The 12,890-nt window shown below is 45.2% G+C and carries 11 protein-coding genes and 1 riboswitch; of the genes, 3 read left to right on the top strand and 8 right to left on the bottom strand.

Annotated features, from left to right (window positions below):
* Positions 1-269 precede the first annotated feature (269 nt).
* The 3 genes from QUB64_RS30415 to QUB64_RS30405 form a co-directional block, all read right to left on the bottom strand.
* Entirely contained in the window at positions 270-671 is a 402-nt protein-coding gene (locus QUB64_RS30415) for a VanZ family protein (protein ID WP_333277719.1), read from the bottom strand.
* 97 nt (positions 672-768) lie between these two features.
* Positions 769-1,692: a nucleoside hydrolase gene (locus QUB64_RS30410; protein WP_333277721.1), complete on the bottom strand. Its 924-nt coding sequence runs from the start codon at positions 1,690-1,692 to the stop codon at positions 769-771.
* A 165-nt stretch (positions 1,693-1,857) separates the two neighbouring features.
* Entirely contained in the window at positions 1,858-1,986 is a 129-nt protein-coding gene (locus tag QUB64_RS30405) for a hypothetical protein (RefSeq protein ID WP_333277723.1), read from the bottom strand.
* Between QUB64_RS30405 and QUB64_RS30400 the strand changes: the two genes are divergently transcribed.
* Complete coding sequence (locus tag QUB64_RS30400) at positions 1,976-4,060, top strand: S9 family peptidase (RefSeq protein WP_333277725.1); 2,085 nt, start codon at positions 1,976-1,978, stop codon at positions 4,058-4,060. The two genes, QUB64_RS30405 and QUB64_RS30400, sit on opposite strands and share 11 nt — an antisense overlap.
* A gap of 248 nt (positions 4,061-4,308) precedes the next feature.
* Complete coding sequence (locus QUB64_RS30395; RefSeq protein ID WP_333277727.1) at positions 4,309-4,527, top strand: hypothetical protein; 219 nt, start codon at positions 4,309-4,311, stop codon at positions 4,525-4,527.
* A gap of 188 nt (positions 4,528-4,715) precedes the next feature.
* Here QUB64_RS30395 and QUB64_RS30390 read toward each other — a convergent pair whose 3' ends face one another.
* From QUB64_RS30390 to QUB64_RS30370, 5 genes are all read right to left on the bottom strand, one after another.
* Positions 4,716-5,504, bottom strand: coding sequence for a universal stress protein (locus tag QUB64_RS30390; RefSeq protein WP_333277729.1), 789 nt, complete (start codon positions 5,502-5,504; stop codon positions 4,716-4,718).
* A gap of 46 nt (positions 5,505-5,550) precedes the next feature.
* Positions 5,551-6,390 (bottom strand): ABC transporter ATP-binding protein, encoded by an 840-nt coding sequence (locus QUB64_RS30385; protein WP_333277731.1) that lies wholly within the window; start codon positions 6,388-6,390, stop codon positions 5,551-5,553.
* Positions 6,391-6,617: 227 nt separating this feature from the next.
* Entirely contained in the window at positions 6,618-8,048 is a 1,431-nt protein-coding gene (locus QUB64_RS30380; RefSeq protein ID WP_333277733.1) for an ABC transporter substrate-binding protein, read from the bottom strand.
* 320 nt (positions 8,049-8,368) lie between these two features.
* Positions 8,369-9,217: a nitrate ABC transporter permease gene (ntrB, locus tag QUB64_RS30375; protein ID WP_333277735.1), complete on the bottom strand. Its 849-nt coding sequence runs from the start codon at positions 9,215-9,217 to the stop codon at positions 8,369-8,371.
* A 99-nt stretch (positions 9,218-9,316) separates the two neighbouring features.
* A riboswitch (cyclic di-AMP (ydaO/yuaA leader) is annotated at positions 9,317-9,535 on the bottom strand.
* Positions 9,536-9,912: 377 nt separating this feature from the next.
* A complete protein-coding gene (locus tag QUB64_RS30370; protein ID WP_333277737.1) occupies positions 9,913-11,250 on the bottom strand; it encodes an ArsB/NhaD family transporter in 1,338 nt (445 codons plus the stop codon).
* A gap of 242 nt (positions 11,251-11,492) precedes the next feature.
* On the opposite strand from QUB64_RS30370, the gene QUB64_RS30365 reads away from it, so the two are divergent.
* On the top strand, positions 11,493-12,740 hold the full coding sequence (locus QUB64_RS30365) for a sensor histidine kinase (RefSeq protein ID WP_333277739.1): 1,248 nt from the start codon (positions 11,493-11,495) through the stop codon (positions 12,738-12,740).
* Positions 12,741-12,890: the final 150 nt, after the last annotated feature.

Below are 12,890 nucleotides of genomic sequence, written 5' to 3'. Positions count from 1 at the left end.
ACCACAATGCTTTTATAATAAATAAACACAACATTAGTCGATCGCCCCCGTCAACCGATGCGCCGAATATCACCCTACAAACTTAACATCTTCCATCTTCCATCTTCCATCTTCCATCTTCCATCTTCCATCTTCCATCTTCCTAATGACTGATGACTAATGACTAATGACTAATGACTAATGACTAATGACTAATGACTAATGACTGATAACTAATGACTGATAACTAATGACTAATGACTAATGACTAATGACTAATGACTTCTCTCTCACTTCCCTTTTTCTTGATCCCAAGCTTCTCCAATCCAATAAAAAACTACAATCCCCGCAAAACTAGCTAAAAAATCTTCAATACTAGCAGTACGATTGGGTAAAATCGCTTGCAGCATTTCTTCCCCAGCAGTGAAAATAGTAAAAAGTGCAGGCCCGAAAGGAATTGGATAATTCAACCAACTCATCATTTTTTTGCCAGTTGCTCTGTGACATAAAAAAGATGCAATTCCGTACAAAATAAAATGTCCAAGTTTGTCATAAGGCGGATGAGCCAGAAAAAAATTGACTAACAGCCCCATATCTGCTACAAGCATGATACTGAGAATAATTAAAAAGTACAAAACACACGCAACAATCCAGAATTTATTTGATGATTTCATCTTGTTTTTTGCTAACAAAGAGAATACACAAACTAAGCCGTAGGGTGCGTCGCCCGGAGCAATCCACTGCATTCAATCGAAAATCAAGCGAGCGACGCACCTGAAAAATATGATTTTAACGCGCCCACTGCTGTAATATGTAATTGTAAAACTTCTCAGTATCTACTCGATCCATTGCTTGAATTTTTCGCCCTCCTGTTTTAACTTTTGTACGTCCTTGACTGACACCTTCGGTAACAATTGCAGTTTCCCATTCTCGCAGTTGGTAAAATTCTGGATGTGCCAAATAAGCCGTTGCCAAAATATCCCAAAAATAGTAATCTTGAGATATTGCTAGGGCATAACACTGTCCTGCTAAATCGGAAATTGGATATTTGCGCTGTCTTGCTAAGCGATTGGAAAATTCCACAGTCAGCGGTACATTATTAGTAATATCTAAAGGACACATGACAACCGGAATTTGTGTTTGCCAAATTCTATCGATGGCTATCGGGTCCCAGTAAGCATTCCATTCCGCCGACATATCTTGTCCCGGTTCCATATCTTTGCTAACATTTCCGGGAACGTTGAGTGCCCCTCCCATCCACACAATTTCTTGAATTTTGCTTTCAATTTCTGGTGCAAGATCTAAAGCTTGTGCTACTGTTGTTAACGGCCCCGTTACCATTAATGTGACCGGTTCCGTTGCATCCCGCAAAACTCGCACCATAAAGTTTTGTCCGGGTTCTGATATTAACGGCGTATCAATGGTTCCTTTTTCATTTAGAATGGGAAGTCGATCGCACGCAAAGGAATCTCGCCGAAACAAAACCGGAAATGGGTTCAGTCCCCGCACCGTACTCGCCGCCACCGGAACCTCTGAACGCCCCATCAAATCAAGGATTTTGCGGGTTGCACTCACCGCTGGCTGAATGTAGCAATCCGCCGGAGTGACGATTACTCCCAGAGTTTCCACTTCCTCCATTGTCATTAGCAACACGACTGAGAGATAGTCATCAACTGCACCATCGTGATCCATTAATACCAGTCTTTTAGACATTCTACTTCCCGTGACTGAATTCCTGTAAAGTACAAATATAAATTTATTTGTTCGAGAAACACAAGTGACTCAACTATAGCCGTTCTCAAGTGAGGTACTCGCCAATTACCAATCACCAATTACATTTACCAATCACCAATTACAATTACCAATTACCAATTACAATTACCAATTACCAATGCCCCATGCCCCATGCCCCATCCCCAATGCCCCATGCCCCATCCCCAATGCCCCATGCCCCATGCCCAATTCCCCATCTGTACCTAACTGAATAATTACCATTATGAATACCATATCACCTTACGGCTCTTGGAAATCTCCCATTACCTCAGATTTAATTGTTTCGGGAACTGTTGGACTCGGACAAATTGCGATCGTCGACGGATCTGACATTTACTGGGTAGAAGGACGGCCCTCAGAAGCAGGGAGAAGCGTCATCGTGCGGCGCACTCCCGACGGTAAAATAACGGACGTAACACCCGCGCCTTTCAATGTTCGCACTCGCGTTCACGAATACGGCGGCGCTTCTTTTGCAGTTGCTAGGGGTGTTATCTATTTCTCTAATTTGGGCGACCAAAGAATTTATTGTCAAGCATTAGATTCTCCGCCAGAACCTCTGACACCTGCTGCTAATTCTCGCTATGCAGATGCGATCGTTGACCAGCCAAGAAATCGCCTGATTTGCGTGCGCGAAGACCATGCAGGTGAGGGTGAATCGGTCAATACTATTGTTAGCATTAATTTGGATAACGGCGCAGATATTCAAATCTTAACTCAAGGCAACGATTTTTATGCTTCGCCTCGTTTGAATCCTGACGGTTCTCAAATTTCCTGGATTTGTTGGAACCACCCAAATATGCCCTGGGATGGCACAGAATTGTGGGTGGCAGAAATTAATGCTGATGGTTCTTTAGGCGAAAAATATTTAGTGGCGGGCGGGGTTGATGAGTCAATTTTTCAGCCGGAATGGTCGCCAGATGGAGTTTTATATTTTGTTTCCGATCGGTCGAACTGGTGGAATTTATATAGAACCCCCCTCAATCCCCCCTTGTTAAGGGGGGAGGCAAGAGTAGGCACAGAACCCCATCGAACCCCCCTCAATCCCCCCTTGTTAAGGGGGGAGGCAAGAGTAGGCACAGAACCTCCTTTAGCAAGCAGGGAGGCAGGAATAGAAAATCCCCCGTTGTTAAGGGGGGAGGCTGGAATAGAGCCTTTGTGCGAAATGGCGGCTGAATTCGGCCTTCCTCAATGGGTTTTTGGAATGTCTACCTATGCCGTTGTTTCGGAAAGCAAAATTATTTGCACCTATACTCAGCAAGGTAAGTGGCATTTGGCGAGTCTCGATTTAGCGACAAAGCAGTTGACAAATATTGAGACAGGTTACACTGATATTTCGTCGGTGAAAGCGCGGGGAGAAACTGTAGTTTTCCTGGCAGGTTCGCCGACGGAATCTACTGCTATTGTACAGCTAAATTTAGCCACAAGTCAACTGGAAATCTTGCGCAAGTCGAGCGATTTAAGCATCGATTCTGGTTATCTTTCCGTACCGCAACCGCTGGAATTTCCCACGGAAAACGGTTTAAGTGCTTTCGGTTTCTTCTATCCCCCGAAAAACCAAGATTTCGCAGCACCTGCGGGTGAAAAACCGCCGCTGGTTGTCAAAAGTCACGGCGGCCCTACTGCTGCTACTTCTAGCAGCATGAATTTGAAAATTCAATATTGGACGAGTCGCGGTTTTGCTGTGCTTGATGTCAACTACGGCGGTAGCACTGGTTACGGGCGCGAATACAGAAGAAGGCTGCAAGATAGTTGGGGAATTGTTGATGTTGATGACTGCGCTAACGGTGCTAAATATTTAGCAGAAAAAGGTTTGGTTGACGGCGAAAGAATGGCGATCGCTGGAGGCAGTGCAGGGGGCTACACGACTCTGTGCGCTCTGACTTTCCGCGATGTGTTTAAGGCCGGTGCGAGCTATTATGGAGTGAGCGATTTGGAAGCTTTGGCAACGGATACTCACAAGTTTGAGTCGCGCTATCTGGATGGATTGATCGGGCCTTATCCCGATCGCAAAGATTTGTATGTAGCTCGATCGCCCATTCATTCCGCCGAAGGTTTATCTTGTCCCGTAATCTTTTTTCAAGGATTGGAAGATCAAGTCGTACCGCCGAATCAAGCCCAGATGATGGTAGAGATATTGAAAGCTAAAGGTTTGCCGGTTGCTTACGTTGCTTATGAAGGGGAACAGCACGGTTTTCGACGCGCTGAAAATATCAAAAGAACACTTGACGGCGAATTCTATTTCTATTCCCGGGTGTTTAAGTTTGAGTTGGCTGAACCAGTCGAAGCAGTGCCGATTTACAATCTTTAGCAAAAATTAAGTTTGCAGTTGCTCTGTTTGCGCTAAAATTGCGATCGAACGCAACTGCAAGCTTGATGCATAATTCGTCAATATTGAATGTGATGTCGTTCACAATTTTGGCTGTTTATTGTCACAATTTTGGCTGTTGATTGTCACAGCTTTTAAGGGAATTTACCTAGAAAATATGAAAGTGCGATCGATCTCTGTTACTGCAAAAAAGATCGATCGCGCGATCGTCTATTTCTGAGTCAATCGCTATGCAAACCCCTGTCAACCTGATTCCATCTGCTTTGGGCGAGCTGTTTGCCGAAGTCAATCATAGAGGCTACATTACTTTAGCCGATCGCTACGGTTTGCTGGCGGCTATGTTTGACGAAACTTTGACTGAGGATGACAAACGCTCGATCGATCGCCTCCTGCGCTCTGTGTGCCGGGGTAGGATAAAATTAGTTAACGAACTGTCTGCGATCCGATAAGCATTAAAAACCCCTTAATAAGACTCAGCGATTGAAGTCCCTATTACACAAACTTTTGTCCTCTCTCAGAGACTCAGAAATTAATAAACAAAGGGAGTATTTAAACCGGATTTAGGATTACTACTATTATGTAGGGTGCGCCGAGGGGCACCCTACATAATAGTAGTTTTGCGTAAGCTTCAACAAGTTTAACGTGCAGACATGGCTGTAGCGAGCTGCAACTTGCTCAAACTTTCTTCATAGCCAAAATCCATGGGATAGCTGAGTGCCGCAGGAATCCCCAGCACGCAGCAGGGAAAATTCTTACCTAGTTCTGTAATCAGCGGGTGGTTGCGAGAATTGCAGCCCAAAAACAGTAAATTTGCTGATTCTAATTCTACCACATTTCTCAGTTCTGTGGCAACCGGGCCGATGCGCAAATGAGCTTTGAACAAACCGCGCCATTCTTCAGCCAAACAGCGCGCTTGCCACAGCAATTTATCTGCTACCTCGTACTCATTGTTTTGACAAAAAATTGCTCGGAAATAAGGCGGATCGATCCAAGTTGCCCGCTGGGATACCGATGGGATTTCGGCGTTCGGCAAAGCGATCGCAGGCGCTGCACAGTAAAGAGCCGATTTTTCCTCTAAATCCGACAGTTTCGGCTTGGTAGCCCAGGGATTTTCCACACCCAAACTACAAGTATCTTCATCGTCAATCTTGGGCGTTTCGTCGAGCACGTAGACGACTTGCACCGTGACTTCTTTTGTTGTTACTAAACGAGTTTGATGCGCAATCCAAAGCGTAATGTCCAGAGCTGTTTGACTTTGGGGAGAACTGTTGTAACCGACAATAAAATTGATGGATTTGGCAGATTTTGGAGTTTTTGATTTCTGAGAAACAGGCACTTTTTGCTCCGGCAGCAACACCATTTCTTCTGCTAAGTTTTGGTATCCCAATGCACTTTCAAAACGCGCTAAAATTGTTTTGAGATTCACAGGCTAGACCTCTCTTAAGTGAATTGTTTTGTCTCTGCGTCTGGCGTTATTCGTCTTGCGTAAAGTAGCGATCGAGAAAATTCAAGGCGTAGTTGCGCAGTTCGTAATACTCCTGAGATTCCCGCAACTCCTGGCGATCGCGCGGATGCGCAAAAGGTACTTCCAAAATCTCGCCGATTGTCGCCGCCGGGCCGTTTGTCATCAACACAATGCGATCGGACATATAGATAGCCTCGTCCACATCGTGGGTAATCATCATTGCAGCCTGTCTGTGATTTTCCCAGATATCCAGCACCTGTTTTTGCAACTTGCCGCGAGTCAGAGCATCCAGCGCTCCAAACGGTTCGTCCATTAATAACATCTTCGGCCGAAGTGCCAGAGCTCGCGCAATCCCAACCCGCTGCTTCATGCCCCCTGAAATTTGATCGGGATATTTATCTGCTGCTGTTGTTAAGTTTACCATTGCTAGGTGTTCGTTGACAAGGCTAATCTTCTCTGCGCGGCTGAGATTTTGCAAAACTTCATCAACTGCTAGGCGAATATTTTCCCGCACCGTCAGCCAAGGCAGCAATCCGTAGTGCTGGAATACCATCATGCGATCGGCTCCCGGTTTGCGAATTTCTTTGCCTTCTAGTGTCACGATTCCGCCACTTTGTTGTTCCAAACCTGCTACTATTTTCAGCAGCGTCGATTTGCCGCAACCCGAGTGACCGATTACTGAAATAAATTCGTTTTCTCCAATACTTAAGTTGATATTTTCCAAAACGCTAAACTGGGTGCCGTCGGCGCTTTTATAGGATTTGGACAAGTTGTTGATTTCCAGAAAACCCGAGGATTTGTGGGTGGGGCTGTTGGTGTTAACTGAAGCCGCAATATATTGAGTCATTTGACATTCCTAGTAATTGGTAATTGGTTATTGTATATCTAGCTTGTAGCCGAGTTCCGATCCCCCTAAATCCCCCTTAAAAAGGGGGACTTTGAATGCTTTTATCTTCTCTCTTTAAGGGAGACTTTGAAGGCTCCGGTTCCCCCCTTATTAAGGGGGGTTAGGGGGGATCTAGGAGCTAGGAGGAAGCCGTAGAAATCCAGAACGAAGACGGCAGATATCAAACATTAAGACTGAAAAAAAGCTTTAGGGCGGTTGGCTCTAATTTCAAAACTATTCAAATAACCCACCGGATCGCTGGGGTCAAATGCTTTTTTGTCAATGAAAACTTCCGCTGGTTCCACTTTGTAATCCTCCTGGGGACAATCGATCGCCATTTCGGCAACAATTTTGCGATAAAGGTCGGTTCTCCAAGCTTTTTTGGCTAATTCATCAGCATTTTTCGGCACCTCCTTAATGTGTCCCCAGCGGGCGGCTTGAGTCATCAACCAAATACTGTGAGACGGCCACAAAAATGTTGAATGATTTCCCGGTATTTGGGGCAAATTCTTAGGAATATCAAAGAAAATAGTTGTATCTTCAGATATTATAGTGCGGTCTTTTTCGTCAAACCCTCCATAGTTGTATTCCCCAACTATTCCCGGCTTGGTAAATTTGTCGATCGCCCCGTTTTTAGGTTTAGCCCCCGTAAAAGATCGATCGGTCAACAATGCTGCTATTTGACTGCGATTTTCCGGTTTGCTGCAAAACTGACAAGCTTCCACCATTGCCTTCACCAGCGAGTAATAAGTCTTCGGGTTTTCGTCAATGAATGATTGCATTACTCCCAAAACGCGATCGGGATGTCCCAGCCAAACTTCCTTGCCTTGCGCGAAGGTAAAACCCACTCCCAAATTGCCTGTAATTGCCCGCGTATTCCAAGGTTCAGCTACCATGTAAGCCTGCATCGCACCAATTCTCATGTTAGTCACCATCTGTGGCGGCGGCACAATAATTACCCGAAATTCTTTGAACGGATCGACACCCGCAGCGGCAGATATATAACGCACAAAGTATTCGTAAATAGCAGAACTCAAAACAACAGCCCAAACTTTATTTTCCGCTGGCTGACTCTCAAAAAAACCTCGGAATTGTTTGCCAAATTCTTCTAAATTGCCGTTGTATTCGTGCCACGGGCGCAAACCAAAATCCCACATCGCTTTGCTCATCGTCATCGCGTTACCGTGGCGGTGAATTGTCATTGCCGCGCACATGGGTGCGTGACGCGCTCCTTCGGCACCTATTCGGGCGTTTGTGACGGCGCCGGATACGACTGGGGAGGCGTCGAGGCGGCCGAAAATCAGGCCGTCGCGGGAGGTTGCCCAGCTTGCTTCGCGGTTTAGTTTGACATTTAAGCCGTATTTGCGGAAAAATCCTTTCTTCCAGGCGATCGCAAATGGTGCACAATCGTTAACGGGTACGTATCCTACGGTTAAATTTGGTTTTTCTAACGTTTGGGAATCGACGATCGGCTTTACCGCTTCGGCTTCTTCTGTGAGTCCTTTTGCCGATCGATCCGCGTTAATTCCACAACCAGATAAAGCCATTCCCGCCGCCGCCGCACCCATTCCTTGCAAAAACTCTCGGCGCTTCCATTCATTGGAAAACTTGTCACTCATACAATTTTAGATTTTAGATTTTAGATTTTAGATTTGAAGAATTGGCAATGACTGATGAGTTAAGGCTTTGGAGCGTGGATCTGGAGTTCTATTTTATTTGGGAACTGATATGATGATATTTAATTCTAGATCGCTAATCTCTAAATATCCGCCATCAACAGCCTTGAGCTAATGACCAATCACCAATCACCAATAACTAATAACATTCAGGATCTATATGAGCTCGCACTTCTAACTAATCTCTCTACTGACTAATGACTAATGCCCCATGCCAATGCCCAATGCCCAATGCCCCATGCCCCATGCCCCATGCCCACTACCTATTGACTCTCGATCGATCGATGCGTTACCAATTCCTGAATTTTGCCAACAGCCCAATCCAGCAGCAATCCAGTTAAGCCAATTACAAACACAGCTAAAAATACCGAACTCAGATTCAAACGACTCCATTCATCCCACACAAAAAACCCAATTCCCACACCACCTGTCAGCATTTCCACCGCCACAATCACCAGCCAAGCAATCCCCAAACTAATCCGCAAGCCAGTAAAAATGTAGGGCAAACTTGCAGGCAAAATAATCTTCGTAATCCGCCTCCAGCGCGGCATTTCCAACACTCGCGCCACATCCAGATAATCCTTGGAAACGCTAGAGACTCCCAAAGCTGTGTTGATAATTGTCGGCCACAAAGACGTAATAAATATGACAAAAATTGCGGACGGATCTGCTAAATTAAATATCGATAGGGCGATCGGCAACCAAGCCAGCGGCGACACGGGTTTAAAGATTTGAATCAGCGGATTCAGCGCCATCATTGCCGGTTTCGACATCCCGATCAGAAATCCCACTGGAATCGCCACCACTGCACCCAGCAAAAATCCCAGCAATACCCGCCGCAAACTCGCTAGCAGCAGCCAGCCAATGCCTAAATCTCCGGGCCCGCGCTGGTAAAATGGATGCAATATGTAATCTAAATTAGCGATTAACGCTTGGTAAGGAGTGGGAATCAAATCGCTTTTGAAGCTGGCAACAATCCACCACAAACCCAGAATTCCCAAAAAACCAGCAGCCGGCAACAATATATTATCTCGGATGACAACGGGTTTGGTTCGTTTCCAGGCTGCTTGTCCGGCAATTGCGATCGCAGCTAAATTAAGTTGTATTGACATTTAAATCTCCTCAGAGTCAGGGGCGGTACAAGAATCTTGAACAATACCAACCTAAGACACTGATGCAGCCAAACTATCTATATAAGACAAGTTGACTCTTCAGTCTCTTCTCAATGCCTGCGAAGTTAGCTGACGGGCTAGGACTGAGAGATGTCCTTCTATACATAATTAAAGATTAAAAATTACACTCATTTTTTTTCTTGGGTAATTTTTAATTTTGGTGTTAATTCTGTAGGGATTCGCCCCGAAAATTGGTTCCTCCGCTCCAGCCACACGCTTTGTTTAAGGGCGCAGCGCTGGATTAGGCTTGACTTTTTAAGCCAATTTAAATTAACCTAGCACGAGCTTCTCATCTCGTCCATACGTCTTTAGGAGTAGAAATTGGCGATCGGGAAAGCTGAAAACTTGAGCCACAAAACTAATGAGTGATAACTAATGACTAATAATGCCATTTATAAAAAGTAGTGTTAAACAACAATTTTTGGGCTTGTTTACTCTACTCCATGTGTAAGGTGCGTCGCTCGCTCGAAACAATCGATTAAATTTAGGGATTTATCGAGCGAGCGACACACCCTACAAATACTGTTGCAGAAGTTTGAAAAAATCTTACAACCAATAACTAATGACTACTGACTAATGACGGCAGGACTACTGACTACTGACTACTGACTACTGACTACTGACTACTGACTTCTTCAAATCAGAAACCTAACTGTTACATAAACAGCCGCCGCCACCAATTGCAAAGCCATCACAGGAAGCCCATAACGCAGAAAAGTTTGAAAAGAAATCCGGCGCCCGTGCAACTCTGAAATTCCCGCAGCCACAATATTAGAAGAAGCACCTACCAAAGTGCCATTTCCCCCTAAAGTTGCCCCGTACATCATCGCATAAAACAGCGGCAACACAACAGGTGGAAACTGCCCTGCAAAATCCGGCGCCAGCACCTCCGTCGGTGCGAGTCCTACATTCACAACATACTGTTTTAACAGCGGTACCATCGCCACCACCAGCGGAATATTTGGCACGACGCTCGACATCAAACCCACAAAAAATAACAGAGTCAAAGAACCCAAAAAGATATTTTTACCTAAAATAGCTGCTAAAAATCCCGACATCCCAGCGATGACTCCGGTTTTTTCTAGACCACCAATCAGCACAAATATCGACATGAAAAATAGCAGCGTACTCCAATCTAAATCTCGCAAAATATTGGTGACAGAATCTATTTTGGAATGATGAGCCAAGAGCATTGATAAAGCTGCTCCCAATAAAGCAACGGCTGCCGGTGAAATTGGGACTGGCAACGACTCTCCCACTACAAAAAATGTCAGCACGAAAGTGATAATTAAGCCGCCCACCGCTAAGATTCGCGGGTGATTGATTTTTGGGTGCGGCAAATTTTCCAAATTATCTAATTCTTTGTGCCAGATTTCGGGGAACATCCAAGGCAGAATCACTAAGATAACTGCTACGGCAATTGCCCCGCCCAAACTTAACTTTAACAGGTAATCTGTAAAGCTCATGTTAATCGCATCGCCGACTATGAATGTCGCCGGATCTCCCACGATTGTCAGCAGTCCCGAACTGTTGGCTACAAATACCATTAAAATCAGCAGCGGCACAAAATCTACACCCACCTCTTCTGCCATTGGCGGAATTAATGGTGCTAGCAGCATGACTGTCGTAGCATTGGGCAAAACTGCACAAATTGGCGTAGTAATCCCCACAATTCCTAGCAATAGATTTTTGCCTTTGCCTTTCGCCAGCAGCACCATTTGAGTTGCCAAGTAGTCGAATATCTTCGTAGGCTCAAAGGCTCTCACCATGACCATGACTCCGAAAAATAAGCCCAGCGTTCCGTGACTGCGACTGATATATTCGATCGCATCCTTTAACGTCATTACGTGGGTAAAAACCAGAATCAGCGCTCCCAGAAATGCTGCAATTGTAAGGTGTATCCATTCTGTAATTATTAAGAAAACTACACCGATAAATGTGGCCGCAGCGATCGCAGCTTGCACGTTTTCCATTTAGTCCCCTGACAAAAATAAAACTTAAAAATTTAAAACTCTTGTTTTGAGGGATTTTACTATTTTATGGCTATTATGTCAATAAGTTTAAGTGCTCCTTTTGGCAACAAAAAGCTGGAATGCAGTCAGAGAGAGAGTTGCGGCACAGGGGTAAAATCACGTTAAAACTATTTCTTTTGGCAGGGGCTCGATCGCCCAAAGTTTGGTATGGCGATCGGGCGATCGCTCAACTACAATGAAGCATGGGCAATATCTGCCAACTTCACCCCCACGCAGACATCATGGACTACAGCCAACTGCTCGCCGACAAAACCGATACTATCGTCAAAAACTGGATTGAAGCAGTACGCTTGGATCGGAAAATTGAAACGGCTGACACCTTACCGCACTCTGCGATCAAAAATCATATTCCTCAATTGCTGGAGGCGATGGCCACTGTGCTTTCCCAATATCAAAACAGCGAAATTGGCATCATCATTAAAGCCAGTTTAGAACACGGCTTCCTCAGAGCAGAACAAGGCTACGATCCCGCCGAAGTAGCGCGGGAATACCATTTATTGCGTCAAGTCATATTTGCCAACTTAGAAGTAGAATTACTCAGGGGAACAACAACAGAAGTATTCAGAGCTTTTCGGCTCATAGATTGCGTAGTAGATGAAGCAATTGCTCAGTGTTTTAACAGTTATGTCGCTCAGAGGCTGCGGGAACTTCAACAAATACAAACTCAGTTACAACTCACAAATCAAGAACTTAATCGCCTAGTCAGTGCTAACCAAGAAAATCTCTCCTATTTTGCTCACGAACTCAAAACACCTCTCAACTCAATTATCGGTTATTCAGAGCTATTTTTGCGAAAAGGAAAGGCACAAACTGAAATCAAAGATACCCTCCCCGGCATCGAACACATCGAACGAGTATTGCGTAATGGCAGACAATTACTGCGCCTGATTAACGACGCCCTCGAACTTTCCCGCGCCGATGCCGGAAAAATTCAACTCCAACTCAGACAAACTAATGTACAATCTGTAATTAATACAGTAGTAGAAGTGATGCAGCCAATGGCTGATGCTAAGGGATTAAAGCTCGCTGTTAGCAGCGACTGCGACCCGACACAAGTAATCTCCGACGGACAGCGGCTGCAACAAATTGTGACCAACCTGCTGAGCAATGCGATTCGCTATACAGAATCTGGTAGGATTGAATTAAGTTGCTACCGTGCTGGAGAAGCAAATTGGGCGATCGCAATTACAGATACCGGCATCGGCATCGCCCCCGCACATACCAACCGCATCTTTGAGCCATTCTTTCAAGCCGGAGAAGCAAACAGGCAGCACTTTCCGCCCGATAGCACAGGCCTGGGATTAGCCATAGTATCGAGGCTGGTCAAACTGCTCCAAGGCAAAATCGAGCTAGAATCAGAAATCGGAGTCGGCTCAACTTTTACCGTGATTCTGCCACTGGAAGTCAAAACCTTGCAAGAAGTAGCTTAAACTTTTTATAGCCTTTCTCAAAAAGGTGAGGTACTATCCGGCATAAGGCATAGGGCATAGGGCATAGGGCATAGGGCATAGGGCATAGGGCATAGGGCATAGGGCATAGGGCATAGGGCTATGGGCTATGGGCTATGGGCTATGGGCTAT

The organism is Microcoleus sp. Aus8_D2, from assembly GCF_036702665.1.
Classification (GTDB): Bacteria; Cyanobacteriota; Cyanobacteriia; order Cyanobacteriales; family Microcoleaceae; genus Microcoleus.
Note: the sequence above shows the minus strand (reverse complement) of the source record. Positions and strands in the feature narration are given on the sequence as shown.

What these genes read in the sequence shown, in the direction of transcription:
- QUB64_RS30385 (WP_333277731.1), bottom strand. Translation starts at nt 6,390, where the DNA reads ATGACTCAATATATTGCGGCTTCAGTTAACACCAACAGCCCCACCCAC.
- QUB64_RS30370 (WP_333277737.1), bottom strand. Translation starts at nt 11,250, where the DNA reads ATGGAAAACGTGCAAGCTGCGATCGCTGCGGCCACATTTATCGGTGTA.
- QUB64_RS30410 (WP_333277721.1), bottom strand. Translation starts at nt 1,692, where the DNA reads ATGTCTAAAAGACTGGTATTAATGGATCACGATGGTGCAGTTGATGAC.
- QUB64_RS30405 (WP_333277723.1), bottom strand. Translation starts at nt 1,986, where the DNA reads ATGGTATTCATAATGGTAATTATTCAGTTAGGTACAGATGGGGAATTG.
- QUB64_RS30380 (WP_333277733.1), bottom strand. Translation starts at nt 8,048, where the DNA reads ATGAGTGACAAGTTTTCCAATGAATGGAAGCGCCGAGAGTTTTTGCAA.
- QUB64_RS30395 (WP_333277727.1), top strand. Translation starts at nt 4,309, where the DNA reads ATGCAAACCCCTGTCAACCTGATTCCATCTGCTTTGGGCGAGCTGTTT.
- QUB64_RS30400 (WP_333277725.1), top strand. Translation starts at nt 1,976, where the DNA reads ATGAATACCATATCACCTTACGGCTCTTGGAAATCTCCCATTACCTCA.
- ntrB (WP_333277735.1), bottom strand. Translation starts at nt 9,217, where the DNA reads ATGTCAATACAACTTAATTTAGCTGCGATCGCAATTGCCGGACAAGCA.
- QUB64_RS30365 (WP_333277739.1), top strand. Translation starts at nt 11,493, where the DNA reads ATGGGCAATATCTGCCAACTTCACCCCCACGCAGACATCATGGACTAC.